Origin of the sequence: Pseudomonas azadiae (assembly GCF_019145355.1) — a bacterium.
Classification (GTDB): domain Bacteria; phylum Pseudomonadota; class Gammaproteobacteria; order Pseudomonadales; family Pseudomonadaceae; genus Aquipseudomonas; species Aquipseudomonas azadiae.
Window position 1 is genome coordinate 23,221 of record NZ_JAHSTY010000003.1, and the last position, 26,251, is coordinate 49,471.

At 60.8% G+C, this 26,251-nt stretch carries 25 protein-coding genes; 17 read left to right on the forward strand and 8 right to left on the reverse strand.

Annotated features, from left to right (window positions below; all coding sequences use genetic code 11):
* Window positions 1-160 precede the first annotated feature (160 nt).
* Window positions 161-865 carry a tellurite resistance TerB family protein gene (locus KVG91_RS26945; protein WP_169376708.1) on the reverse strand — a complete coding sequence of 235 codons (705 nt, stop codon included), beginning with the start codon at window positions 863-865 and terminating at the stop codon, window positions 161-163.
* 168 nt (window positions 866-1,033) lie between these two features.
* Here KVG91_RS26945 and KVG91_RS26950 point away from each other — a divergent pair, with 168 nt between their 5' ends.
* The 9 genes from KVG91_RS26950 to KVG91_RS26990 all read left to right on the forward strand — a co-directional run bounded on the left by KVG91_RS26950 (window position 1,034) and on the right by KVG91_RS26990 (window position 13,311).
* Window positions 1,034-1,945, forward strand: coding sequence for a LysR family transcriptional regulator (locus KVG91_RS26950; protein ID WP_169376707.1), 912 nt, complete (start codon window positions 1,034-1,036; stop codon window positions 1,943-1,945).
* Window positions 1,946-2,078: 133 nt separating this feature from the next.
* On the forward strand, window positions 2,079-3,536 hold the full coding sequence (locus tag KVG91_RS26955; RefSeq protein ID WP_178115142.1) for a gamma-aminobutyraldehyde dehydrogenase: 1,458 nt from the start codon (window positions 2,079-2,081) through the stop codon (window positions 3,534-3,536).
* Window positions 3,537-3,607: 71 nt separating this feature from the next.
* On the forward strand, window positions 3,608-4,759 hold the full coding sequence (gene ydcS, locus KVG91_RS26960; protein WP_169376705.1) for a putative ABC transporter substrate-binding protein YdcS: 1,152 nt from the start codon (window positions 3,608-3,610) through the stop codon (window positions 4,757-4,759).
* A gap of 218 nt (window positions 4,760-4,977) precedes the next feature.
* The gene (locus tag KVG91_RS26965) at window positions 4,978-6,012 is read left to right on the forward strand and encodes an ABC transporter ATP-binding protein (RefSeq protein WP_169376704.1); all 1,035 of its coding nucleotides are present in this window, start codon (window positions 4,978-4,980) and stop codon (window positions 6,010-6,012) included.
* Window position 6,013: 1 nt separating this feature from the next.
* Complete coding sequence (locus tag KVG91_RS26970; RefSeq protein ID WP_076951445.1) at window positions 6,014-6,943, forward strand: ABC transporter permease; 930 nt, start codon at window positions 6,014-6,016, stop codon at window positions 6,941-6,943.
* Window positions 6,933-7,742: an ABC transporter permease gene (locus KVG91_RS26975; RefSeq protein WP_169376703.1), complete on the forward strand. Its 810-nt coding sequence runs from the start codon at window positions 6,933-6,935 to the stop codon at window positions 7,740-7,742. The genes KVG91_RS26970 and KVG91_RS26975 overlap by 11 nt, the downstream gene beginning before the upstream one ends.
* A 159-nt stretch (window positions 7,743-7,901) precedes the next feature.
* Complete coding sequence (locus tag KVG91_RS26980; RefSeq protein WP_169376702.1) at window positions 7,902-9,326, forward strand: gamma-aminobutyraldehyde dehydrogenase; 1,425 nt, start codon at window positions 7,902-7,904, stop codon at window positions 9,324-9,326.
* 140 nt (window positions 9,327-9,466) lie between these two features.
* Window positions 9,467-11,329 (forward strand): NAD(P)-binding protein, encoded by a 1,863-nt coding sequence (locus KVG91_RS26985; RefSeq protein ID WP_169376701.1) that lies wholly within the window; start codon window positions 9,467-9,469, stop codon window positions 11,327-11,329.
* A gap of 356 nt (window positions 11,330-11,685) precedes the next feature.
* A complete protein-coding gene (locus tag KVG91_RS26990) occupies window positions 11,686-13,311 on the forward strand; it encodes a glucan biosynthesis protein D (protein ID WP_169376700.1) in 1,626 nt (541 codons plus the stop codon).
* 57 nt (window positions 13,312-13,368) lie between these two features.
* Here the strand turns inward: KVG91_RS26990 and KVG91_RS26995 are convergent, their stop codons facing one another.
* The 3 genes from KVG91_RS26995 to KVG91_RS27005 all read right to left on the reverse strand — a co-directional run bounded on the left by KVG91_RS26995 (window position 13,369) and on the right by KVG91_RS27005 (window position 17,052).
* The gene (locus tag KVG91_RS26995; RefSeq protein WP_169376699.1) at window positions 13,369-13,554 is read right to left on the reverse strand and encodes a hypothetical protein; all 186 of its coding nucleotides are present in this window, start codon (window positions 13,552-13,554) and stop codon (window positions 13,369-13,371) included.
* Window positions 13,555-13,830: 276 nt separating this feature from the next.
* Complete coding sequence (locus tag KVG91_RS27000; RefSeq protein ID WP_169376698.1) at window positions 13,831-14,937, reverse strand: NADH:flavin oxidoreductase/NADH oxidase; 1,107 nt, start codon at window positions 14,935-14,937, stop codon at window positions 13,831-13,833.
* Between the two features lie 213 nt (window positions 14,938-15,150).
* Window positions 15,151-17,052: a potassium transporter Kup gene (locus tag KVG91_RS27005; protein ID WP_169376697.1), complete on the reverse strand. Its 1,902-nt coding sequence runs from the start codon at window positions 17,050-17,052 to the stop codon at window positions 15,151-15,153.
* Between the two features lie 366 nt (window positions 17,053-17,418).
* On the opposite strand from KVG91_RS27005, the gene KVG91_RS27010 reads away from it, so the two are divergent.
* From KVG91_RS27010 to tsaA, 7 genes are all read left to right on the forward strand, one after another.
* On the forward strand, window positions 17,419-17,709 hold the full coding sequence (locus KVG91_RS27010) for a type II toxin-antitoxin system RelB/DinJ family antitoxin (RefSeq protein WP_169376696.1): 291 nt from the start codon (window positions 17,419-17,421) through the stop codon (window positions 17,707-17,709).
* Window positions 17,675-17,989 (forward strand): type II toxin-antitoxin system YafQ family toxin, encoded by a 315-nt coding sequence (locus tag KVG91_RS27015; protein ID WP_169376695.1) that lies wholly within the window; start codon window positions 17,675-17,677, stop codon window positions 17,987-17,989. The genes KVG91_RS27010 and KVG91_RS27015 overlap by 35 nt, the downstream gene beginning before the upstream one ends.
* Window positions 17,990-18,158: 169 nt before the next feature.
* Window positions 18,159-19,499: a 30S ribosomal protein S12 methylthiotransferase RimO gene (gene rimO, locus KVG91_RS27020; RefSeq protein ID WP_169376694.1), complete on the forward strand. Its 1,341-nt coding sequence runs from the start codon at window positions 18,159-18,161 to the stop codon at window positions 19,497-19,499.
* A gap of 97 nt (window positions 19,500-19,596) precedes the next feature.
* Entirely contained in the window at window positions 19,597-20,064 is a 468-nt protein-coding gene (locus tag KVG91_RS27025; protein ID WP_169376693.1) for a GNAT family N-acetyltransferase, read from the forward strand.
* 185 nt (window positions 20,065-20,249) lie between these two features.
* The gene (locus tag KVG91_RS27030) at window positions 20,250-20,960 is read left to right on the forward strand and encodes an rRNA pseudouridine synthase (protein WP_169376692.1); all 711 of its coding nucleotides are present in this window, start codon (window positions 20,250-20,252) and stop codon (window positions 20,958-20,960) included.
* A gap of 68 nt (window positions 20,961-21,028) precedes the next feature.
* A complete protein-coding gene (locus KVG91_RS27035) occupies window positions 21,029-21,490 on the forward strand; it encodes a YehS family protein (protein ID WP_169376691.1) in 462 nt (153 codons plus the stop codon).
* Window positions 21,491-21,493: 3 nt separating this feature from the next.
* Complete coding sequence (gene tsaA, locus KVG91_RS27040) at window positions 21,494-22,189, forward strand: tRNA (N6-threonylcarbamoyladenosine(37)-N6)-methyltransferase TrmO (protein WP_169376690.1); 696 nt, start codon at window positions 21,494-21,496, stop codon at window positions 22,187-22,189.
* A gap of 147 nt (window positions 22,190-22,336) precedes the next feature.
* Here tsaA and fpr read toward each other — a convergent pair whose 3' ends face one another.
* Window positions 22,337-23,116 (reverse strand): ferredoxin-NADP reductase, encoded by a 780-nt coding sequence (fpr, locus tag KVG91_RS27045; protein ID WP_003172178.1) that lies wholly within the window; start codon window positions 23,114-23,116, stop codon window positions 22,337-22,339.
* 123 nt (window positions 23,117-23,239) lie between these two features.
* On the opposite strand from fpr, the gene KVG91_RS27050 reads away from it, so the two are divergent.
* Complete coding sequence (locus KVG91_RS27050) at window positions 23,240-24,166, forward strand: LysR family transcriptional regulator (RefSeq protein WP_048720074.1); 927 nt, start codon at window positions 23,240-23,242, stop codon at window positions 24,164-24,166.
* Window positions 24,167-24,169: 3 nt separating this feature from the next.
* Here the strand turns inward: KVG91_RS27050 and KVG91_RS27055 are convergent, their stop codons facing one another.
* The 3 genes from KVG91_RS27055 to KVG91_RS27065 form a co-directional block, all read right to left on the reverse strand.
* On the reverse strand, window positions 24,170-24,532 hold the full coding sequence (locus tag KVG91_RS27055) for a diacylglycerol kinase (RefSeq protein ID WP_076951429.1): 363 nt from the start codon (window positions 24,530-24,532) through the stop codon (window positions 24,170-24,172).
* Window positions 24,533-24,607: 75 nt separating this feature from the next.
* Window positions 24,608-25,258, reverse strand: a complete 651-nt coding sequence (gene erdR, locus KVG91_RS27060; protein WP_169376689.1) for a response regulator transcription factor ErdR — start codon at window positions 25,256-25,258, stop codon at window positions 24,608-24,610.
* 119 nt (window positions 25,259-25,377) lie between these two features.
* Window positions 25,378-26,115, reverse strand: coding sequence for a tRNA-uridine aminocarboxypropyltransferase (locus KVG91_RS27065; protein WP_169376688.1), 738 nt, complete (start codon window positions 26,113-26,115; stop codon window positions 25,378-25,380).
* Between the last annotated feature and the right edge of the window lie 136 nt (window positions 26,116-26,251).

Below are 26,251 nucleotides of genomic sequence, written 5' to 3' on the forward strand. Positions count from 1 at the left end.
GTGATCACGTACTCAATGTGCGGGCTTGTGTGGGAGCCGGGCTTGCCCGCGATGCAGGCACCGAGGTGTGCCAGTCACACATCGGTGATGCTATCGCAGGCAAGCCAGCTCCCACACAAGCCCGCTCCCACATTTTTATCGGCGTAGGGCCGGTATTTAATTAGCTTAGCCGCACTTGTTTTTCCAATTCGGCCTTCAACCCCGGCTCGAGTTTCAGTTGGCGGGCCAGTTCGTCGAGATAAGACTTCTCCATGAAGTTTTCCTCGTCCACCAGCATCACGCTGGCGATGTACATCTCGGCGGCCATTTCAGGCGTGCCCGCAGCGCGCGCCACATCGGCCGGGTCCAGGGGCTTGTTCAGCTCGGCGTGCAGCCAGGTTTGCAGCTCGCGGTCGTTATCCAGCTTGGTGAATTCGCCTTCGATCAGCGCGCGCTCGCGCTCATCCACATGGCCGTCGGCTTTGGCTGCGGCAACCAGCGCCTTGAGGATGCCTTGGCTATGCTGTTCGACCTGGGCCGGCGGCAGGCGGTCGATGGTCTGCGGCTCGCCCTGGGGCGCGTTGGCCTGCTGCGCCTGCCAATTGCCGTAGGCTTTGTAGGCGATGACGCCCAAGGCCGCCAAGCCGCCGTAGGTCAGGGCCTTGCCGCCAAACTTGCGCGCTTTTTTGTTGCCCATCAGCAAGCCCATGGCGCCGGCTGCCAGGGCGCCACCGCCCGCCCCACCGAGCAAACTGCCCAGGCCTGCACCGCCGAGCAAACCGCCCAGTGCGCCTTTGTCGTCCTGTTTACGTTGGCCGCCAGCCTTGTTTTGCAACATGTCCTGGCCAGACTTGAGCAACTGATCAAGCAATCCACGGGTATTCATTCGCAGCCTCCAGAGACTTGGGTACATAGGACCAATAGGCCGCCAGCGTAAAACTAAGTGCCAAAAAGGCCTTATCTAGAGTGCTTCCAGATGTAACGCGGCTACCCTTCGCTTAAATCGATATACACTCAGGCAAATCTATAAAAACACCTCACTGGTGATTCCAGCATGATGACCTTGCGTCAAATCAGGCACTTTATTGCCGTGGCCGAAACGGGTTCGATCTCCGCTGCCGCGCAAACCGCATTCATTTCCCAATCCACCCTGACCCTGGCGATCCAGCAGCTGGAACAGGAAATCGGCGTCAACCTGTTCAACCGCCACGCCAAGGGCATGACCCTCACGCACCAGGGCCATCAATTCCTGCGCCAGGCGCACCTGATCCTCGCCACCGTCGACAACGCCAAGCGCAGCCTGCAGCAAAGTACCGACCAGGTCGCTGGCCAATTGATCATCGGCGTAACCAGCCTGGTCGCCGGTTATTACCTCGCAGACCTGCTGACTCGCTTCCAGCGCGCCTACCCCAATGTACAAATCCGCGTGATGGAGGATGAGCGCCCGTACATCGAGCATCTGTTGGTCAGCGGCGAAATCGACGTGGGCGTGCTGATCCTTTCCAACCTGGAAGACCGCCATGCGCTGCAGACCGAAGTCCTCACTCATTCGCCGCACCGCTTGTGGCTACCGGCGCAGCATCCATTGCTGGAGCACGACAGCATCAACCTGGCCGATGTGGCGCGCGAGCCGTTGATTCAGTTGAACGTCGACGAAATGGGCCACAACGCCCAGCGCATGTGGACCGGCGCAGGCCTGCAACCGCGCGTGACCCTGCGCACCGCCTCCACCGAAGCGGTGCGCAGCCTGGTGGCGGCGGGCCTGGGCGTGTCGATCCAGCCGGACATGACCTACCGGCCCTGGTCGCTGGAGGGCGACATCATCGAAGCGCGCCCGATCGCCGACCTCGGCCAGACCCTCGACGTCGGCCTGGCGTGGCGCCGGGGCACGGCACGTCCGGCGCTGGTGGACCCGTTCCTGACCGTCGCCCGTGAGCAACCGCATCCACGCAAGCCATCTATTTAATCGAATGCTGCTTTCAGTATTTAGTATTTGTTGACCTCGCGTCTGGCCTCTAGTCTCTCTACATCCATAAGAGAAAGGCCGGGCGACTTGTAAGAGAACGCTCATGGCCACACAAGAAAAGAGATCGCGAAAAATGTCCGGCGCGCCCACCCCGCTGCTCACTGCGTTGCTGATCGACGGCGAACTGGTCCAGGGCCAGGGCCTTGTCGAGCCGATTGTCAACCCGGCCACCGGCGAAGTGCTCACCCAGATCGCCGAAGCCAGCACCGAGCAAGTGGAGGCCGCGATCCTTGCCGCCCACTGCGCTTTTGCCGGTTGGTCGCGCACCACGCCGCAGCAACGCTCCAATACCTTGCTGGGCATCGCCGACGCCATCGAGAAACAAGCCGACTACCTGGCCCGCCTGGAATCGCTGAACTGCGGCAAGCCGTTGCACCTGGCGCGCCAGGACGACTTGAGCGCCACCGTCGATGTGTTCCGCTTTTTCGCCGGGGCCGTGCGGTGCCAGACCGGGCAACTGAGCGGCGAGTACCTGCCGGGCTACACCAGCATGGTGCGCCGCGACCCCATCGGAGTCGTGGCTTCGATTGCGCCGTGGAATTACCCGCTGATGATGGCCGCCTGGAAGATCGCCCCGGCCCTGGCCGCCGGCAATACATTGGTGTTCAAGCCGTCGGAACACACGCCGCTGTCGATCCTCGCCCTGGCGCCTGTGCTCAACCAGTGGCTGCCACGCGGCGTGATCAACATTGTGTGTGGTGGCGGCGAAGGCGTTGGCAGCCATTTGGTCAGCCACCCCAAGGTGCGCATGGTTTCGCTGACCGGCGATATCGTCACGGGGCAGAAAATCCTGCAGGCCGCCTCCAAGACGCTCAAGCGCACGCACCTGGAACTGGGCGGCAAAGCCCCCGTAATCGTGTGCAACGACGCCGACCTGGAAGCCGTGGTCGCGGGCGTGCGCGCCTATGGTTACTACAACGCAGGCCAGGACTGCACCGCCGCATGCCGCATCTACGCCCAGGCCGGCATCCACGACAAGCTGGTTGCCGAACTTGGCGCGGCGGTCAGCAGCCTGCGCTTTGCCGGTAAACGCGACGCCGACAACGAACTGGGCCCGCTGATCAGCACGCGCCAGCGCGACCGTGTGGCCAGCTTTGTCGAACGCGCCCTCGGCCAACCGCACATCGAACGCATCACCGGCGCCGCCGTGCATTCCGGGGCGGGCTTCTATTACCAGCCCACCCTGCTCGCCGGCTGTAAACAAAATGATGAAATCGTGCAGCGCGAAGTGTTCGGCCCGGTGGTCACCGTGACCCGCTTCGACACGCTGGAACAGGCGGTGGACTGGGCCAACGACTCCGAATACGGCCTGGCATCCTCGGTGTGGACCCAGAACCTGGACAAGGCGATGCAGGTGGCGGCGCGCCTGCAATACGGCTGCACCTGGATCAACAGCCATTTCATGCTGGTCAGCGAAATGCCCCATGGCGGCTTGAAGCGCTCGGGGTATGGGAAAGACCTGTCCAGCGATTCGCTACAGGACTACAGCGTGGTGCGCCATATCATGGCGCGCCACGGCCAACATCTTTAAAACAACAACTAAGCTCATGCGTCACCGGTTGCACACACTGCCCCGACCATAATTAAAGAAGAGGGAACCCCATGTCCGCGCATAAGACCGCACTGCTCAGCGCCTTGACCACCGCGCTGCTGGCCAGCGCCAGCCTCCAGGCCGCCGAACCGCTCAAGGCGGTAGGCCCCGGTGAAGGCCAGCTGGATATCGTCGCCTGGCCCGGCTATATCGAACGTGGCGAAAGCGACAAGGCCTACGACTGGGTCAGCGGTTTCGAGAAGGAAACCGGCTGCAAGGTCAATGTGAAAACCGCCGCCACCTCTGACGAAATGGTCAGCCTGATGGCCAAGGGTGGCTACGACCTGGTCACCGCCTCGGGCGATGCGTCGCTGCGCTTGATCGTTGGCAAACGCGTGCAACCGATCAATACCGCGCTGATTCCCAACTGGAAGCACATCGACCCGCGCCTCAAGGATGCGCCCTGGTACGTGGTCGGCCAGCAAACCTATGGCACCCCGTACCAATGGGGCCCGAACGTATTGATGTACAACACCCACGTGTTCAAGACCGCGCCGACCAGTTGGAGCGTGTTGTTCGACGCGCAAAACCTGCCGGACGGCAAGCCCAACAAAGGCCGCGTGCAGGCCTACGACGGCCCGATCTACATCGCCGATGCGGCGCTGTACCTCAAGTCGAGCAAACCCGAGTTGGGCATTCAGAGCCCGTACGAACTGACCGAAACCCAGTACAAGGCCGTGCTCGAGCTGTTGCGCGCCCAGCAGCCGCTGATCCACCGCTACTGGCACGACACCACTGTGCAAATGAGTGACTTCAAGAACGAAGGCGTAGTGGCCTCCAGCGCCTGGCAATATCAGGTCAACGGCCTGCAGAACGAGAAGCAGCCGATTGCCTCGACCATTCCGAAAGAAGGCGCCACCGGCTGGGCCGACACCACCATGTTGCACACCGAAGCCAAGCACCCGAACTGCGCCTACAAGTGGATGGACTGGTCGCTGCAACCCAAGGTCCAGGGCGACGTCGCCGCCTGGTTCGGCTCGCTGCCGGCCGTGCCTGCGGCCTGCAAGGAAAGTGAACTGCTCGGCGCCAAAGGCTGCAAGACCAACGGGTTCGACCAGTTCGAGAAGATCGCTTTCTGGAAAACCCCGCAGGCTGAAGGCGGCAAGTTCGTGCCGTACAGCCGCTGGACCCAGGATTACATTGCGATCATGGGCGGGCGGTAAGGCACCCAGTTAATGGAGATCTCTTGTGGGAGCCGGGCTTGCCCGCGATAGCGGTGTATCAGTGAGAGATGTGCGAACTGACACACCGCTTTCGCAGGCAAGCCAGCTCCCACATTGGACCGCGCCAGACCTTACGACTGTGCACACCGACTCCTTTGTTTTCCAGAAGTCCAAACCGGGCCGCTGCGACGGCCCATGCTTTTTCGGAGCACCGCACCATGACGCTTGCAGTCCAGTTCACCCACGTTTCCCGTCAGTTCGGCGAAGTGAAAGCCGTCGACCGGGTTTCCATAGATATCCAGGACGGCGAGTTCTTTTCCATGCTCGGCCCTTCCGGCTCCGGCAAGACTACCTGCCTGCGCCTGATCGCCGGGTTCGAGCAGCCGAGCGCGGGCTCGATCCGTATCCATGGCCAGGAAGCTGCTGGCTTGCCGCCGTATCAGCGCGATGTGAACACCGTGTTCCAGGATTACGCGCTGTTCCCCCACATGAATGTGCGCGACAACGTGGCCTACGGCCTCAAGGTCAAGGGCGTGGGCAAGGCCGAGCGCCTCACGCGTGCCGAGGAGGCACTGGCCATGGTGGCGCTTGGCGGTTATGGCGAGCGCAAGCCGGTGCAGCTTTCCGGCGGCCAGCGCCAGCGCGTCGCCCTGGCCCGCGCACTGGTCAATCGCCCGCGTGTACTGCTGCTCGATGAGCCTCTGGGCGCGCTCGACCTCAAGCTGCGCGAACAGATGCAAAGCGAGCTGAAAAAGCTGCAACGCCAACTGGGCATCACGTTTATTTTCGTGACCCATGACCAGACCGAAGCGTTGTCGATGTCTGACCGCGTGGCGGTGTTCAACAAGGGCCGCATCGAACAGGTCGACACCCCGCGCAACCTGTATATGAAGCCGGCCACCGCCTTTGTCGCCGAGTTCGTCGGCACCTCCAACGTGATTCGCGGCGAACTGGCCCAGCGCCTCGGCGGCAGCCCGCAGCCGTTCTCGATCCGTCCCGAACATGTGCGTTTTGCCGAGGGCCCGCTGGGCGCCGGCGAAGTGGAAGTCAGCGGCCTGCTGCATGACATCCAGTACCAGGGCAGCGCCACGCGCTATGAACTGAAACTGGAAAACGGCCAGGCGCTGAATATCAGCCAGGCCAACAACCAGTGGCTGGATATCAGCAGCGGCCATCAGGTGGGCCAGGCCATCACTGCCCGCTGGGCGCGTGAGGCTATGACGCCGCTGACCGACAGCACGGGCGAGGTGTGACATGAGCCTGGCCGTTTCCCATCCACCGATGCGCAGGTTTTCCAACCTGCTGTACCGCAAGCCCAACCTGTACCTGGCGATGCTGTTGATACCGCCGTTGATCTGGTTCGGCGCGATCTACCTGGGGTCATTGCTGACCCTGCTGTGGCAAGGCTTTTACACCTTCGACGACTTCACCATGGCGGTCACGCCGGACCTGACCCTGGCCAACTTTGCCGCACTGTTCCAGCCATCGAACTTCGACATCATCCTGCGCACCCTGAGCATGGCAATCGTGGTGTCGATCGCCAGCGCGGTGGTCGCGTTCCCGATTGCCTATTACATGGCGCGCTATACCACGGGCAAGACCAAGGCGTTTTTCTACATCGCCGTGATGATGCCGATGTGGGCCAGCTACATCGTCAAGGCTTATGCCTGGACCCTGCTGCTGGCCAAGGGCGGCGTGGCGCAGTGGTTCGTGCAGCACCTGGGGCTGGAGCCGGTGTTGCAGTTCGTGCTGGGCATTCCCGGCGTGGGCGGCAGCACCTTGAGCACCTCGCACCTGGGGCGGTTCATGGTGTTTGTGTATATCTGGCTGCCGTTCATGATCCTGCCAATCCAGGCGTCGCTCGAGCGCCTGCCGCCGTCGCTGCTGCAAGCGTCGGCCGATCTGGGCGCCAAACCGCGCCAGACCTTCATGCAGGTGATTCTGCCGCTGTCGGTGCCGGGGATTGCCGCAGGTTCGATCTTCACGTTCTCGCTGACCCTGGGCGATTTCATCGTGCCGCAGCTGGTGGGCCCGCCGGGTTACTTCGTCGGCGGCATGGTCTACGCGCAGCAAGGCGCCATCGGCAATATGCCCATGGCCGCGGCGTTTACCCTGGTGCCCATCGTGCTGATCGCGGTTTACCTGTCCATCGTCAAACGCCTGGGGGCCTTCGATGCACTCTGACAAATCATCACTGGGCTTGAAGATTGCAGCCTGGGGCGGCCTGGTGTTTTTGCACTTCCCGATCCTGATCATCTTCCTCTATGCCTTCAACACCGAGGAAGCCGCGTTCAGCTTTCCGCCCCAGGGCTTTACCCTGAAGTGGTTCGGCGTGGCCTTCGCCCGGCCGGACGTGTTGGAGTCGATCAAGCTGTCCTTGCAGATCGCGGCCATCGCCACCCTGATCGCCATGGTGCTCGGCACCCTCGCGTCGGCAGCGCTGTATCGCCGTGAATTTTTTGGCAAGCAGGGTGTGTCGTTGATGCTGATCCTGCCGATCGCACTGCCGGGGATCATCACCGGCATCGCGCTGCTGGCGACGTTCAAGACGCTGGGCATCGAGCCGGGGATGTTCACCATCATTGTCGGCCACGCGACCTTTTGCGTGGTGATCGTCTACAACAACGTCATCGCGCGGTTGCGCCGCACCTCCCACAGCCTGATCGAGGCTTCGATGGACCTGGGCGCCGACGGCTGGCAGACCTTTCGCTACATCATCATGCCCAACCTGGGCTCGGCCTTGCTGGCGGGCGGCATGCTCGCCTTTGCGCTGTCGTTCGACGAAATCATCGTCACCACCTTCACCGCCGGCCACGAGCGCACCTTGCCGCTGTGGCTGCTCAACCAACTGAGCCGCCCGCGCGATGTGCCGGTGACCAACGTGGTGGCGATGCTGGTGATGCTGGTGACGATGTTCCCGATTCTCGGGGCCTATTACCTGACGCGTGGTGGTGAAAGCGTGGCGGGGAGTGGCGGTAAATAAACTACAACAACTTGCTTCGGGAGATACACGGTCAATGTGGGAGCTGGCTTGCCTGCGATTGCGGTATCGACTGACCCACCGCTATCGCAGGCAAGCCAGCTCCCACAGTTGAATCGTGTTTCTTCAGAGAGAAAACCGTCATTTGAGGAGGATTGAACCATGCAAACCAAACTCTTGATCAACGGCCAACTGGTACAAGGCGAAGGCCCGGCCCAGGCTGTATTCAACCCGTCGCTGGGCCGCGTGCTGGTGGAGATCAACGAAGCCAGCGAAGCGCAGGTCGACGCTGCCGTTCGCGCTGCCGACGCGGCCTTCGAAGGCTGGTCGCAAACCGCGCCCAAGGACCGCTCGCTGTTGCTGCTGAAACTGGCGGACGCGATCGAAGCCCACGGCGAAGAGCTGGCCAAGCTGGAATCGGACAACTGCGGCAAGCCCTACAGCGCCGCACTGAACGATGAAATCCCGGCGATTGCCGACGTGTTCCGCTTCTTTGCCGGCGCCAGCCGTTGCATGAGCGGTTCGGCGGCGGGTGAATACCTGCCCGGCCACACCTCGATGATCCGTCGCGACCCGGTGGGCGTGATTGCCTCCATCGCGCCATGGAACTACCCCTTGATGATGGTCGCCTGGAAAATCGCCCCGGCCCTCGCCGCCGGTAATACCGTGGTGCTCAAGCCGTCGGAACAAACTCCGCTGACCGCCCTGCGCATGGTCGAACTGGCCGCTGACATTTTCCCGGCCGGCGTGCTCAACCTCGTGTTCGGCCGCGGGCCAACCGTCGGTAGCCCGCTGGTGACTCACCCGAAAGTGCGCATGGTGTCGCTGACCGGCTCCATCGCCACGGGCGCGAATATCATCGCAAGCACCGCCGACAGCGTGAAGCGCATGCACATGGAGCTGGGCGGCAAGGCGCCGGTGATCATCTTCAATGACGCGGACATCGACGCCGCCGTGGAAGGCATTCGTACCTTCGGCTTCTACAACGCCGGCCAGGATTGCACCGCGGCGTGCCGCATTTATGCCCAGGCGGATATCTACGATGCGTTTGTCGAAAAGCTCGGCGCGGCGGTCGCCAGCATCAAATACGGCTTGCAGGATGATCCGGCCACCGAGTTGGGCCCGTTGATTACCGCACAACATCGCGACCGTGTGGTCGGGTTCGTCGAGCGTGCGGTGGCGCAGTCGCACATCCGTCTGGTCACCGGTGGCAAGGCGGTGGAAGGCAACGGCTTCTTCTTTGAGCCAACGGTGCTGGCCGATGCGCAACAGGACGACGAGATCGTGCGCCGCGAGGTGTTCGGGCCGGTGGTGTCGGTGACCAAGTTTACCGATGAAGCGCAGGTGCTGGCCTGGGCTAACGATTCGGACTACGGCCTGGCATCGTCGGTGTGGACCGCCGATGTAGGACGCGCCCATCGCCTGGCCGCCCGCCTGCAGTACGGCTGCACCTGGGTGAATACCCACTTCATGCTGGTCAGCGAAATGCCTCACGGCGGTCAGAAACTGTCCGGTTACGGCAAGGATATGTCCATGTATGGACTGGAGGACTACACCACCGTTCGCCATGTGATGTTCAAGCACTAATGCTGTGCCCCCTGTGGGAGCGGGCTTGCTCGCGAATGCGGTACATCCCGCACACATGTGTCGACTGACACACCGTATTCGCGAGCAAGCCCGCTCCCACAGGGGATCTCCTTATAACAATAAATAATTCGTAGGTTCCCATGGATATCACCCGTCGCGACTTCCTCAACGGCGTCGCTGTCACGATTGCCGCCGGCATGACCCCGCTGCAATTGCTGCAGGCCGCCCCCGATGGTCGCTACTACCCACCCGCGCTCACCGGCCTGCGCGGCAGCCATGTCGGTTCATTCGAAGTGGCGCACCAGATGGGCTGGGAAAAGAAAGTGTTCGACACCGACAAATTGCCGATCACCGAGGACTATGACCTGGTGGTGGTTGGGGGCGGCTTGAGTGGTTTGTCGGCGGCGTGGTTCTACCGCGAGAAGCACCCCAAGGCGAAGATCCTGATCCTGGAAAACCACGACGACTTCGGCGGCCACGCCAAGCGCAATGAATTCCAGGCCGGTGGCCGCATGATCATTGGCTACGGCGGCAGCGAGGCGTTCCAGTCGCCCAACCACTTGTACAGCAAGGAAGTGAACGGGCTGTTGAACAAGCTCGGGGTGAATATCAAGCGCTTCGAAACTGCCTTCGACCGCCAGTTCTACCCGAACCTCGGGCTGTCGCGCGGAGTGTTTTTCGACAAGGAAAACTTCGGCGAAGACAAACTGGTCACCGGCGACCCCACACCGATGGTGGCCGACGACATTGCGCCGGATCAGTTGAATGCGCGCGCCGTCGGCGATTTCATCAATGACTTTCCGCTGCCACAGGCAGACCGCCAGGCCCTGATCGAACTGCACACGGTGCCCAGGGACTACCTGCCGGGCAAGACCGCCGAGGAAAAAGCCGACTACCTGGCCGCCACCAGCTACCGCGATTTCTTGCTCAAAGACGTAGGTTTATCGGAGGGCGCGGTGAAGTACTTCCAAAGCCGGACCAACGACTTCATGGCCCTGAGCATCGATGCGGTGGCCTCGGCCGATGCCTACAGCGTAGGTTTCCCCGGCTTCGCCGGAATGAACCTGGCACCGATCAGCGAAGAAGCCGCAGCGGAAATGGAAGAGCCCTACATCTACCACTTCCCGGATGGCAATGCGTCGGTGGCGCGGTTGCTGGTGCGCAGTTTGATCCCTGGCGTGGCGCCGGGGCACACCATGGACGATATTGTGCTGGCGGCGTTTGACTACGCCAAGCTCGATCAGCCCCAGGCTGCAGTGCGGTTGCGCCTCAACAGTAGCGCCGTCAGCGTGCGTAACGTCGGCAACAGCGTGCATATCGGCTACAGCCGTGGCGGACAGCTCGCACAGGTGCGCGGCAAGCGCTGCATCCTGGCCTGCTACAACATGATGATTCCGTACCTGTTGAAGGATTTGCCCGCGCCTCAAGCCCATGCCCTTAGCCAGAACGTGAAATACCCGCTGGTGTACACCAAAGTGGTGATCCGCAACTGGCAGTCGTTCCAGAAGCTGGGGGTGCATGAGATTTACGCGGCGACCCAGCCCTACAGCCGGATCAAACTGGATTACCCAGTGAGCATGGGCGGCTACGAGCACCCGCGCGACCCGACACAACCCATTGGCTTGCACATGGTCTACGTGCCCACCAGCCCCAACAGCGGCATGAACGCCCGTGACCAGGCGCGCGCCGGGCGGGGCAAGTTGTATGGGCAGACATTCGAGCAACTGGAAGCGCAGTTGCGCGACCAATTGCAACGCATGCTCGGCCCGGGTGGATTCAACCATGAGACCGATATCCTGGCGATCACTGTCAACCGCTGGTCACATGGTTATGCGAGCTTTTCCAACAGTCTGTTTGATGACGCCGAGGAGAGCGAAGCGTGGATGAACCTGGCGAAAAAGCCGGTGGGGCACGTGAGCATCGCCAACTCGGATGCGGCGTGGAGCGCGTATGCGCATGCCGCGATTGATGAAGCGTTCAGGGCGGCGGGGGAAGTAGCCTGAGAATAAGGCTTTTAAGGCCAGCACTGAACCCGTGTGGGAGCTGGCTTGCCTGCGATGGCGGCCTATCAGCCAATATGGTAGTGACTGAATTACCGCCATCGCAGGCAAGCCAGCTCCCACATTGGAATTTCATTGTTCTTAGGTTATGTGGTCGCAAGTAGAGCCGGAAATGTCTTGTCGCATTTGCAATGCCATCACCCCGCTATCAATCAATTTTCCTACGTCATCGAACCGCTTAAGCTATCCGGCGTCTGTTTAATGTCCGTTGTGTTTGGCCGAAGGCATGTCCGAACCGTAATTTCTGATCCGCTACGTGCCAGGAACGGCGCGGGATTTGCTCACGACAGGTTGTCTCTATGCACCGCAGGAATTTGCTCAAAGCGTCCATGGCCATTGCGGCCTACACCGGTTTGTCGGCCAGCGGCCTGCTTGCCGCCCAGGCCTGGGCCGGGAACCGTGCCGCCGACGGCAAGGCCGTGGCGTTCGATTTCGAATCGCTCAAGGCCCAGGCCAAACAGCTCGCCGGGACCGCTTACAAAGACACCAAACAGGTGCTGCCGCCGACACTGGCGACCATGACACCGCAGAATTTCAACGCCATCGGTTACGACGGCAAGCATTCGCTGTGGAGGGAGTTGAACGGCCAACTGGACGTGCAGTTCTTCCATGTCGGCATGGGCTTCAAGACACCGGTACGCATGCACAGCGTCGACCCCAAGACCCGCGAAGCGCGTGAGGTGCATTTCCGCCCTTCGCTGTTCAACTACGAAAAAACCACGGTCGACACCAAGCAATTGACCGGCGACCTGGGTTTCTCCGGCTTCAAGCTGTTCAAGGCCCCGGAGCTGGACCGCCATGATGTGCTGTCGTTTCTGGGTGCCAGCTACTTCCGCGCGGTGGATGCAACCGGCCAGTACGGCCTCTCCGCCCGTGGCCTGGCCATCGACACCTACGCGAAAAAGCGCGAAGAATTCCCTGACTTCACGCAGTTCTGGTTTGAAACCCCAGACAAGAATGCCACCCGCTTCGTGGTCTATGCTCTGCTTGACTCGCCGAGCGCCACCGGCGCCTACCGCTTCGATATCGACTGCCAGGCCAATCAGGTGGTGATGGCCATCGACGCGCACATCAATGCGCGTACCGCCATTGAACAGCTGGGTATCGCGGCGATGACCAGCATGTTCAGTTGCGGCACTCATGAGCGACGGATGTGCGACACCATCCACCCGCAAATCCACGATTCGGACCGCCTGGCCATGTGGCGTGGCAACGGTGAGTGGATCTGCCGCCCGCTGAACAACCCCGCCAAGCTGCAGTTCAACGCATTTGCCGACAAAGACCCCAAAGGCTTTGGCCTGGTGCAGACCGACCATGAGTTCGCCAGCTACCAGGACACCGTGGACTGGTACAGCAAGCGCCCGAGCCTGTGGGTCGAACCCACCACCGCCTGGGGCGAAGGCTCCATCGACCTGCTGGAAATTCCTACAACCGGCGAGACGCTCGACAACATCGTGGCCTTCTGGACCCCGAAAAAACCCGTGGCGGCCGGCGACTCGCTGAACTACGGCTATAAGTTGTACTGGAGCGCCTTGCCACCGGTGAGCACGCCGTTGGCACAAGTCGACGCGACCCGCTCAGGCATGGGTGGCTTTACCGAAGGCTGGGCACCGGGCGAGCACTACCCGCAGGTATGGGCGCGCCGTTTCGCGGTGGACTTCAAGGGTGGCGGCCTGGATCGCCTGCCACCGGGTACCGGGATCGAGCCCGTAGTGACCTGCTCTCACGGCCAAGTCAAAGACTTCAGCGTGCTGGTGCTGGACAACATCAAGGGTTACCGCATCCTGTTCGATTGGTACCCGACCAGCGACAGCGTGGAGCCGGTGGAACTGCGCCTGTTTATTCGTACCCAGGACCGCACGTTGAGCGAAACCTGGTTGTATCAGTACTTCCCGCCCGCACCGGAGCAGCGCAAGTACACCTGATCCAGGGTGTGTCTCTGTGGGGGCCGGCCTGGCTCCCACAGTGTTCAACTGCAATGCTCAGAACCGCGACACACGCTTCATCGCCCCCATCAAATAGCGCATCGCCACCTGATCGCTCTCGTTCAAGGTGCGGTACTGCGCCAGCAGTTCGGCTTCATCCGAATTCAATTTCCGACCGCGTAGAGACATCCTGCGGGTCAGAAAACACACCACCACACCCGCTACACCATAGGACTTGGCCATGGACTGTTTCTCCTGATATCCATTAAATACCTCCTGTTGCCCATCACCTGCCTCGCCTGAGCGCAGTGTCTGCGTGAACACACTGGCTGACTTCCTCGGCCAGAAATCAGGCTTATCCTAAGGGTAGAAACAATCTCGTCTAGTGTGGGATTTTTTTAGAGTATTCACTTAAATAAATAGCTTAGGTAACAAATACCTACAGGCATATCCCACGCTTCCTGGTGAAAAAAAACCCACCGCGTCAGGGGTGGGTTTCATTCAGCAATAAACGCTTGATCAATCGCGCAGATCCGACTCATGGATCGGCTGGTCACGGTGCGTGGCGCGCTGATACTGCGCCGGCCAGGTTGCCTTGCGTCCGCCCAGATCGTCGTCGGCATGCAGCGGCCAGTAGGGATCACGCAGCAGTTCCCGGGCCAGGAAGATGATATCGGCCTGGCAGGTGCGCAGGATGTGCTCGGCCTGGGCCGGCTCGGTGATCATGCCGACGGTACCGGTGGCGATACCGGACTCCTTGCGCACGCGCTCGGCAAAGCGCGTCTGGTAGCCCGGGCCGGTGGGGATCTCGGCGTTCGCGGCGGTGCCACCAGAGGATACGTCGATCAGGTCGACCCCCAGGTCTTTGAGGCGACGCGCCAGTTCTACGGTTTCATCGGGGTTCCAGCCGTCTTCGACCCAGTCGGTGGCTGAGACCCGCACAAACAGCGGCAGCTCCTGGGGCCAGACTTCGCGCACGGCCCTGGTTACTTCAAGCACCAGGCGGATACGGTTTTCGAAGGAGCCACCGTACTGGTCCTGACGTTGGTTGCTGATGGGCGAAAGGAATTGGTGCAGCAGGTAACCATGGGCGGCGTGGATTTCCACCACCTCGAAACCCGCCGTCAATGCGCGCTTGGCGGCGGCGACAAAGTCAGCGGTCACTTGCCGGATCTGCGCTTCATCCAACGGTTTGGGCTGGGTGTGTTGCGGGTCGAAGGCAATCGGCGACGGACCTACCGGCACCCACCCGCCTTCGTCCGGCTTGACGCTGCCGTGCTTGCCGATCCAAGGTCGATGGGTACTCGCCTTGCGCCCGGCGTGGGCCAGTTGAATGCCGGCCACCGCGCCCTGGGCCGCAATAAACCGCGTGATCCGTTGCAGCGGTTCGATCTGTTGGTCGTTCCACAGGCCCAGGTCCTGGGCGGTGATGCGGCCGTCCGCGGTCACGGCGGTGGCTTCGGTGAAAATCAGCCCGGCGCCGCCGACGGCCCGGCTACCGAGGTGCACCAGGTGCCAGTCATTGGCCAGGCCATCCTCACTGGAGTACTGGCACATCGGCGAGACCGCGATGCGGTTGAGCAGGGTCAATTGGCGCAGGGTGTAGGGTTCGAGCAGCTGACTCATGGCGCACCTCTTCTGGGTTCTATGGGCACTCCTGTAGGAGCGAGCTTGCTCGCGAAGAACCCGAGAGCGCCGCGCTGAGTCAGACTTCCCGCGTGATCGTTAACGACCTTCGCGAGCAAGCTCGCTCCTACAGAGCCTAGTCGACAACGGTGGATTGCACAGGGTTCAGAAAGGCGCACGGGAGCCGATTGCCGGCTCCCGTGCTGCAAACGCTTACATTTCGACCTGGGTGCCCAGCTCGATCACCCGGTTGACCGGGAGTTTGAAGAAGCGCAGGTTGCCATTGGCGTTCTTCAACATGAAGGCGAACAACCCTTCACGCCAGCGCGCCATGCCTTCGAGTTTCGAGGCGATCACCGTTTCACGGCTGAGGAAGTAGGTGGTGCGCATCGGGCTGAAATCCAGGTCTTCCAGGTGGCACAGCTTCAGCGCTTCGGGCACATCCGGCTCATCGGTAAAGCCAAAGTGCAGGATCACGCGGAAGAAGCCTTCACCGTAGGCATCCACCTCAAAGCGCCGCGCGGCCGGCACGCGGGGGATGTCTTCGTAGACCACCGTCAGCAACACCACTTGCTCATGCAACACCTGGTTATGCAGCAGGTTGTGCAACAGCGCATGGGGCACGGCGTCCGGGCGTGCCGTGAGGAACACGGCGGTGCCCTGCACCCGATGGGGCGGCTGCACGCGGATACTGCTGATAAAGATCGGCAGCGGCAGGCCGCCTTCGTCGAGGCGCTCCACCAGCAATTGCTTGCCGCGCTTCCAGGTGGTCATCAGCACGAACAGCACGATCCCCGCCAATACCGGGAAGGCGCCGCCCTGGATGATTTTCGGCACGTTGGCGGCGAAGTAGAGCCCGTCGACCAACAGGCAGCAGACCAACACCGGCACCGCCAGTATCGGCGGCCATTTCCACAGCAGCAACATCACCGCCGACACCAGAATGGTGGTCATCAGCATGGTGCCGGTCACCGCCACGCCGTAGGCGGACGCCAGTGCATTGGACGATTCGAAGCCCAGCACCAGCAGGATCACACCCACCATCAGCGACCAGTTCACCGCGCCGATGTAGATCTGGCCCTGTTCGGCACTGGAGGTGTGCTGGATATGCATGCGCGGGATGTAGCCCAACTGGATCGCCTGGCGCGTCAAGGAGAAGGCACCGGAGATGACCGCCTGGGACGCAATCACCGTGGCCAGGGTGGACAACACCACCAGCGGGATCAGCGCCCAGCTCGGGGCCAACAGGTAGAACGGGTTGCGCGCGGCTTCCGGGTCGCCCAGCAGCATGGCGCCCTGGCCGAAGTAATTGAGCACCAGTGCAGGCAGCACCAGGATGAACCAGGCGCGGGCAATGGGTTTGCGGCCGAAGTGGCCCATGTCGGCATACAGCGCTTCGGCACCGGTCAGTGCCAGTACCACCGCGCCGAGGATTGCCACGCCGATGCCGGGATGCGCCTCGAAGAAACGCACGGCCCACATTGGATTCACAGCACTCAGCACTTCAGGGTGCAAGGTGATGCCATACACGCCGAGGCCGCCGAGCACCAGGAACCAGGTGACCATTACCGGCCCGAACAGCTTGCCGATGCGGTCAGTGCCGTGCTTCTGGATAAGGAACAAGGCCACCAGCACCACCAGGGCGATCGGCACGACCCATTGTTCCAGGCCGTCGAATGCCAGCTCCAGGCCTTCTACCGCGGATAGCACGGAGATCGCCGGGGTGATCATGCTGTCGCCGTAGAACAGCGCAGCGCCGCACAGGCCACAGACCACCAGGAAACTGCGCAGCTTCCTGCGCTCTCCCGCCGCCCGTCGTGCCAATGCGGTCAGCGCCATGATGCCGCCCTCGCCCTGGTTGTCGGCGCGCAGCACGAACAGCATGTACTTGATCGAGACGACCCAGATCAGCGACCAGAAGATCAGCGCCAGGATCCCCAGCACACCGTCATGGTTGACCTGCACCCCATAACCGCCATTGAACACCTCTTTAAGGGTGTAGAGCGGGCTGGTCCCGATATCGCCGTAAACCACCCCGACCGCTGCCACCAGCATGCCAATCGGCTTGGCGTTGGAATGCTCGGCACCTGCTGCCTGATTACTCGCGTGACCCATCAACCACTCCTGCCCTTTGACCTGCGGTCTTTATTAACAACGCCTCTAAGCGGCGCCTAGCATGCGCTGTTTTACTTCTCGTAACAGACGTTTTGTTGACCTTAGGATTTTACCTACGTGCAACGGCGCGAAGCATAGCGCAGCGGGCTTTGCATTTCCCTGCATAAAGCAGGCGTCTTTTTGCCTGCATTGACGCCGCTCAGCACCGACGCTACGTTTTCGTTTTTTTTACAGACACCACGATTCTGACGGAAGGCTCACAGAGTGCCTCCTTTGGGACAAAAAGCGTTTGATCCGCTTTGACGGGTTGATCCATACTCGTGCCGTAGCCACAATGTAGCTACATTCTTTAGAAGGAGTCGTGATATGTCCGCATTATTGAAAACCACTGACGTGCGTTGCCGCATCGACGAGGATTTGAAAGAGCGTGCCACTGCTGTGCTTAATGCCTGTGGGCTCAGCCTCAGCGACGCCATGCGTCTTTTCCTCCGCCAGGTAGTGACAACGCAGGGGCTGCCTTTTGAGGTGCGCGTCCCTTCGGAGAAAACCGCTCGCGCCATGAAGCAAGCGCATGCTATCCGTCGCCAATTTGACTCGATCGATGACATGCTAAGGGACGCCGATGGCGAAGCAGGAGAAGACGCAAAAACGCGCTGACATACCAAAGCAATGCGCGCAGACGCCTGAGTTTAAAAAGTCCTGGGAGCGCTACAAACGAGCCGGGCGTCGGGACATGAATGAGGTCCGGACAGTCATGGTGATGCTGTTTTTAGGCGAACGACTACCTGCCGAGTATCGGGACCATGCGCTTACCGGAAATTGGAACGGTTTCAGAGAGTGTCATATTGGCGGTGATTTCCTGCTGATATATGAGCACTCGCGGGCGGACCTGATTACCTTTGTGGATTTGGGGAGCCACGCTGAATTATTTGCGTAAGCACTGAGGTATTGAATAGCGCAGCACTCGTCGCCTTTCGCCGCATAAAGCTGGTCAAGTGCGTTGCCCGTCGCTAGAATTGCGCACTTTTTGATCAGAGGCACACCCAGTGCCCATCCGCCGCCCTGTCGTGCCCGACTGGCCGCGTCATTCAATACCGAGGTTAGACATGTCCACCACCGTCGCAAAAGCCAACCCCAAGGTTGGCTTTGTTTCCCTGGGTTGCCCGAAGGCTCTGGTCGACTCCGAGCGCATCCTCACGCAACTGCGCATGGAAGGCTATGACGTTGTGTCCACTTACCAGGACGCTGACGTGGTGGTGGTCAACACCTGCGGCTTCATCGACTCGGCCAAGGCTGAGTCGCTGGAAGTGATCGGCGAAGCCATCAAGGAAAACGGCAAGGTCATCGTGACCGGCTGCATGGGCGTGGAAGAAGGCAATATCCGCAACGTGCACCCAAGCGTGCTGGCGGTGACCGGGCCGCAGCAGTACGAACAAGTGGTCAATGCCGTGCACGCCGTTGTGCCACCGCGCCAGGACCACAACCCGCTGATCGACCTGGTGCCGCCGCAAGGCATCAAGCTGACCCCACGCCATTACGCGTACCTGAAGATTTCCGAAGGCTGCAACCACAGCTGCAGTTTCTGCATCATCCCGTCGATGCGCGGCAAGCTGGTCAGCCGCCCGGTCGGCGACGTCCTCGATGAGGCCCAGCGCCTGGTCAAGTCCGGCGTGAAAGAACTGCTGGTGATCTCCCAAGACACCAGCGCCTATGGCGTCGACGTGAAATACCGCACCGGTTTCTGGAACGGCGCGCCGGTAAAAACCCGCATGACCGAACTCTGCGAAGCCTTGAGCAGCCTGGGCGTGTGGGTGCGCCTGCACTACGTTTACCCGTACCCGCACGTAGACGAACTGATCCCGCTGATGGCCGCCGGCAAGATCCTGCCGTACCTGGACATCCCGTTCCAGCACGCCAGCCCGAAAGTACTCAAGGCGATGAAGCGCCCGGCGTTCGAAGACAAGACCCTGGCGCGCATCAAGAACTGGCGCGAGATCTGCCCGGAACTGATCATCCGCTCGACCTTCATCGTTGGCTTCCCCGGCGAAACCGAAGAAGACTTCCAGTACCTGCTGGACTGGCTGACCGAAGCCCAACTGGACCGCGTCGGCTGCTTCCAGTATTCGCCGGTTGAAGGTGCCCCGGCCAACCTGCTGGACCTGGCCGTGGTGCCGGATGACGTCAAGCAGGACCGTTGGGAGCGCTTCATGGCGCACCAGCAGGCCATCAGCTCGGCGCGCCTGCAGCTGCGCATCGGCAAGGAAATCGAAGTGCTGATCGACGAAGTCGACGAGCAAGGCGCGGTCGGCCGGTGCTTCTTCGATGCGCCGGAAATCGACGGCAACGTGTTCATCGACGATGCCAGCGGTTTGAAGCCGGGTGACAAGGTCTGGTGCACCGTGACCGATGCCGACGAATACGACCTGTGGGCACAAAAGCGCGACTGATCACCAGCCGTTTAAAAAGCCCTGCATCTGATCAAGATGCGGGGCTTTTTTAGGTCTATCGTTTGTCCATCACCCACCCTCGGCAGAGGCAGACAGCATGCATCAACACTCAGTCATCCACACACCCAAAACCAGCGATTATCAAACACTGACAGACATCTGGGAGGACTCAGTGCGCGCCACCCATGATTTCTTGCCGGACAGCTACATCGAACGGCTAAGGGGTCTGGTGCTGACGCATTTTCTGGACACGGTGATGCTGATCTGCACCAAGGATGCGCACCAGCACATCACCGGATTTGCCGGTGTGGCCGCAGGCAAGATCGAAATGCTGTTTATCGACCCCAAGTACCATGGCCAGGGCCTGGGCCGCCAATTGCTGCGCTATGCGATCGAGCATATGAACGCCGATGAGCTGGAAGTGAACGAGCAGAATCCCCAGGCGCTGGGCTTTTACCTCAAACAGGGGTTCGAGGTGATCGGACGCACCGAGCACGATGGCCTGGGCCAGCCTTATCCGTTGCTGCGTATGCGTTTGCGCCAGCAACAATCATGCAGTGGCTGATGAAACGCAGAACAAGGTGGGAGCTGGCTTGCCTGCGATGGCATCACTGTGGCCTTACAGATAAACCGCAGTGTCTGCATCGCAGGCAAGCCAGCTCCCACAAAAAGCACCGAGCTGAAATGGGGCCGGGATTAACCGGCTCCAGGCAGGTACAATAGCCGCCCCCTTTTGTTACGGCCCTTGTCATGACTGACCCCATACGCCTCTCCAAACGCCTTATCGAACTGGTCGGTTGCTCCCGTCGGGAGGCTGAGCTGTTCATTGAAGGCGGCTGGGTCTCGGTGGACGGTGAAGTGATCGACGAGCCGCAGTTCAAGGTCACCACCCAAAAGGTCGAACTCGACCCGCAGGCCAAGGCCACCGCGCCGGAGCCGGTGACCATCCTGATGCACGCCCCTGCCGGCGTGGATGCCGAAACGGCCATGGCCTCGATCAGCGCCGAAACGCTGTCGCCGGAACACCGCTTCGGCAAGCGCCCGCTCAAGGGCCACTTCCTGCGCCTGACCGCCAGTGCCGACCTGCAAGCCAAGGCCAGCGGCCTGCTGGTGTTCACCCAGGACTGGAAGATCCTGCGCAAGTTGACCGCCGATGCCGCCAAGATCGAGCAGGAATACGTGGTGGAAGTCGAAGGCGACATGGTTGCCCACGGCCTCAACCGCCTCAACCACGGCCTGACCTACAAAGGCAAAGAGCTGCCGGCCGTCAAGGCCAGTTGGCAGAACGAAAACCGCCTGCGTTTTGCGCTGAAAAACCCACAACCAGGGGTAATCGCGCTGTTCTGCGAAGCGGTCGGCCTCAAAGTCGTCGCCATCCGCCGTATCCGCATCGGCGGCGTATCCATCGGCAAAGTACCCGTTGGACAATGGCGTTACCTGTCTGGCAAAGAGAAGTTCTAAGCCGCTCCCCTTTTCTCGACACCGCCCATTGCGGCGGTGTCCTCAGTTGAATATCAGGATTGCCCACCATGATTCACAACGACGTACTACGCAGCGTGCGCTACATGCTCGACATCAGCGACAACAAGATGGTCGAGATCATCAAGCTCGGCGGCATGGACGTGACCAAGGACGACCTGCTGACCTACCTCAAGAAGGACGAGGAAGAAGGCTTCGTGTTCTGCCCGGATGACGTCATGGCGCACTTCCTCGATGGCTTGGTGATCTTCAAGCGTGGCAAGGACGAGAGCCGCCCGGCTCAGCCGATCGAGACCCCGGTGACCAATAACATCATCCTCAAGAAACTGCGCGTGGCCTTCGAGCTGAAGGAAGATGACATGCATGCGATCCTCAAGGCCGCCGAGTTCCCGGTGTCCAAGCCAGAGCTGAGCGCGCTGTTCCGCAAATTCGGTCATACCAACTACCGCACGTGCGGCGACCAGCTACTGCGTAATTTCCTCAAAGGCCTGACCCTGCGGGTTCGTGCCTGAGCCATGAGTTACAGCGTATCGCCCGTCGGCTTCGTGCGCTCCTGCTTCAAGGAGAAGTTCGCCATCCCACGCCAACCGCAGCTGGCGCCGGCCGCCCGCGGCGTGCTGGAGCTGGTGGCGCCGTTCGACGGCGGTGAAGCGGTGCAGGGCCTGGAACAGGTGAGCCATGTGTGGCTGCTGTTTTTGTTCCATCAGGCGCTGGAGGACAAACCGCGCCTGAAAGTGCGCCCACCACGCCTGGGCGGCAATACGTCCATGGGCGTGTTTGCCACCCGTGCGACTCACCGGCCCAATGGCATTGGGCAGTCGGTGGTTAAGCTGGACAAGGTCGAGCCGGGCCGTTTGTGGATTTCCGGGATTGATCTGCTGGATGGCACGCCGGTGCTGGATATCAAACCGTATGTGCCCTATGCCGATATTGTCCATGGGGCCACCAACGACATGGCCAGCGGCGCGCCGCGGTTGATACCGGTGCAGTGGCTGAAGACGGCCCTGCATCAGGCACAGAGCCATGCCCAGCGGCTGGATGAACCGTTGGTGGCGTTGATTGAGCAGTGTTTGGCGCAAGATCCACGGCCGGCGTATCAGGTTCCTACGTCCGAACGCGAATATGGCGCACAGTTTTGGGATGTGGATGTGCGTTGGCACTATCCCGAGGCTGGGGTGATTTGTGTGCTGGAAGTAGTTCCAGCCAAGTAAACGCCAAAACCAAATGTGGGAGCTGCTCATGTGGGAGCTGGCTTGCCTGCGATGCGGACGCCTCGGTTTTTCGGTTAAACCGAGGTGATGCTATCGCAGGCAAGCCAGCTCCCACACAAGCCAGCTCCCACATTTTCTTGATGGCGCTTATTTCTCGACGAACGCACGCTCGATCAAATAATCACCCGGCTCACGCATGCGCGGCGAAACCTTCAGACCGAAGCTGTTCAGCACTTCGCTGGTTTCGTCCAACATGCTTGGGCTGCCGCACAGCATGGCGCGGTCGTCCTCGGGGTTGATCGGTGGCAGGCCGATGTCACTGAACAGCTTGCCGCTGCGCATCAGGTCGGTCAGGCGGCCTTCGTTTTCGAACGGCTCGCGGGTCACGGTGGGGTAATAAATCAGCTTTTCACGCAGGGCCTCGCCGAAGAATTCGTTCTGCGGCAGATGCTCAGTGATGAATTCGCGGTAAGCGACTTCGTTGACGTAACGCACGCCGTGGCACAGGATCACCTTTTCGAAACGCTCGTAGGTTTCCGGGTCCTGGATCACGCTCATGAACGGCGCAAGGCCAGTACCGGTGCTGAGCAGGTACAGGTGTTTGCCCGGCTTCAAATCGTCGAGCACCAGGGTGCCTGTCGGTTTTTTGCTGATGATGATCTCGTCGCCTTCCTTCAAGTGCTGCAACTGGGACGTCAGCGGGCCATCCGGCACTTTGATGCTGAAGAACTCCAGATGCTCTTCCCAGTTCGGACTGGCGATGGAGTAAGCGCGCATGAGCGGGCGGCCATTGGGCTGCTGCAGGCCGATCATCACGAACTGACCGTTCTCGAAGCGCAGGCCTGGGTCGCGGGTGCACTTGAAGCTGAACAGGGTGTCGTTCCAGTGATGAACACTGAGGACACGCTCGTGGTTCATGTTGCTCATGTACGGGAAACTCCTGGAAATAGGTCTGCGCTGTATTCAGGCGCGTAATTGCACCGCATTCTAATCGCGGCGACAATATCTGTTAACTGGATTATTAAGATAAGGGTTATCGGTTATATCGATATGCGATTTACTCTCCGTCAACTGCAAGTATTCGTCGCCGTCGCCCAGCAGGAAAGCGTTTCCCGCGCTGCTGGCCTTCTGGCCTTATCTCAATCCGCCGCCAGCACCTCGATTACCGAGCTGGAGCGCCAATCCAGCTGCCAATTGTTCGACCGCGCCGGCAAACGCCTGAGCCTTAACGCCCTCGGCCGCCAACTGTTGCCCCAGGCGGTAGCGCTGCTGGACCAGGCCAAGGAAATCGAGGACCTGCTCAATGGCAAGTCCGGCTTTGGCTCGCTGGCGGTCGGCGCGACCCTGACCATCGGCAATTACCTGGCGACCCTGCTGATCGGCAGCTTCATGCAGCAGCACCCCGAGAGCCAGGTGAAGCTGCATGTGCAGAACACTGCCCATATCGTGCACCAGGTTGCGCACTATGAAATTGACCTGGGTCTAATCGAAGGCGACTGCAGCCACCCGGATATCGAAGTGCAAACCTGGGTTGAGGATGAGCTGGTAGTGTTTTGTGCGCCCCAGCATCACCTGGCCAAGCGCGGCGTGGCAACGATGGACGAGCTGACTCACGAGGCATGGATCCTGCGGGAACAAGGTTCGGGCACGCGCCTGACCTTCGACCAAGCCATGCGCCATCACCGTAGCGCGCTGAATATCCGCCTGGAGCTGGAACATACCGAGGCCATCAAGCGTGCGGTGGAGTCGGGACTGGGGATTGGCTGCATTTCGCGGTTGGCGCTGCGCGACGCGTTCCGCCGCGGCAGCCTGGTGCCGGTGGAAACGCCGGATCTGGACCTGGCCCGGCAGTTCTACTTCATCTGGCACAAACAGAAGTACCAGACTTCGGCCATGCGCGAATTTCTCGAACTGTGCCGCGCCTTCACCGCTGGGGTTCAGCGCAGCGACGAGATCGTGCTGCCGAGCATTGCCTGAGCCTTAGATCAGGATCACGGCCCACACCAGGGTGATCATGGTCAGCGCGACGGCCTGCGCGGCGCTGCCCATGTCCTTGGCGTTTTTCGACAACGGGTGGCGATCCAGGGAGATACGGTCGATCGCCGCCTCCACCGCTGAGTTGAGCAACTCGACGATCAACGCCAGCAGGCACACGGCGATCAGCAACGCACGCTCCACCCGGCTGACATTCAGGAAGAAGCTCAGCGGGATCAGGATCACATTCAGCAATACCAGCTGGCGAAAAGCCGCCTCACCGGTGAATGCCGCGCGCAGGCCGTCCAGGGAATACCCCCCCGCATTGAAGATACGTTTGATACCGGTTTGACCCTTGAAAGGCGACATAGACGTAGGCAACTGAACCAAAGGAGTGGGAAAACTAGATCACGCACAGTCAAAAAAGCGTGAATCGATGACAGCTCAATGCTGCGAAATTGACTCAAGTTGTTGCAACAGCAGCGCCGCCTGGGTACGCGTACGCACGCCCAACTTGCGGAAAATCGCTGTCACGTGGGCCTTGATCGTCGCTTCAGACACGCTCAGCTCGTAGGCAATCTGCTTGTTCAACAGACCTTCGCAGACCATGGTCAGCACCCGGAACTGCTGCGGTGTCAGGCTGGCCAGGCCATCACGGGCGGCCTTGGCTTCGTCGGACACGTTGATTTCTTCAAAGGCCTGCGGTGGCCAGGACACATCGCCGTCCAGCACAGCGCGCACGGCTCTCTGAATGTCTTCCATGGCGCTGGACTTTGGAATGAAACCACTGGCGCCGAACTCCTTGGAGCGCACCACCACGTCGGCTTCTTCCTGGGCCGAGACCATCACCACCGGAATCTGCGGGTATTGCCCACGCAACAGCACCAGCCCGGAGAAACCGTAGGCGCCGGGCATGTTCAGGTCGAGCAGCACCAGGTCCCAATCGGATTTTTCGGTGAGGCGGGCTTCCAGCTCGGCAATGCTGGCCACTTCGACGAGGCGCACGTCCGGACCGAGGCCCAGGGTCACGGCCTGGTGCAGCGCACTGCGAAACAGCGGATGGTCATCGGCTATCAGGATTTCGTATGTGGCCATTGATTAAATGATCCTGTTTTTCAGGGGGACCTGAGCGGCGCCCAGCATGCCCAGCGTAGCCTGGAGGGTCAAGCGCTACGCCCGTGGGCATTTTAGCGGGTTACGGGTTCATGGTGCCATCATGCAGACGGCGGCTGGTCACAGCCCTGGATATAAGGCCCAAGACGCGTATGAACAATGTCCGTCAGATCCAGAGGCATTTGGAATTTGGCGGCCAGGTAATGGATGCTGAATACATCAAGGTAAGCATCCAGCACTTCGCTGGCAACCAAGTCATCGGCCAGTTCCAGGCACAGCGCGGCGACCTCGGCCGTGCAGAAGTGATCATCGCGCTTGGATCGGCGCAGTTTGTATCGCGACAGTTGTTCCGGCGCCAGACTGAGTACCGGCAAATGCTCCAGATAGGGGCTTTTGCGAAACATCTTGCGCGCTTCACTCCAGGTGCCATCCAGCAGGATGAACAACGGGCGCTTGCCCTCTTGCACCTTCACGTCGCTGACAACGCGCTCGGGCGCGACGAATTCGCCGGGAAACACGATATAAGGTTGCCACTGCGGGTCGGCCAACACGTTGAGCAGTTCTGGATCAACCTCGGTGCGCGACCAGGCAAACGCCATGGTGTCGTCAATCACATCGGCGATCAGCCAGCCGGTGTTGCTGGGCTTCATGGGCTCCACGTCATGCATCAGCAAGCACATCGCCGATGTTGCGTCGACCTGGGGCCGCCAGGCACACAGGCAGTACTCGGGAATCACCCGGCAGCCGGGGCAGCGCTCGGCACGCGAACCACGATTAAGGAACGGCCGCACGGCGCGGGCCAGACGCTGGGTGCGCAAGCGGGAAACGGCGTGGCTCATCGGATGCGCCGGTGGGACGGGTAAATCGACACGGTGAAAACTCGTGGACGGCTGAAGTGGCGGCAGTTTACCAGCGATACGCCTGGCTGTAGTGGCCAGGGCTCACCTATAATTGCGCGCCACTGAACGCACAGCG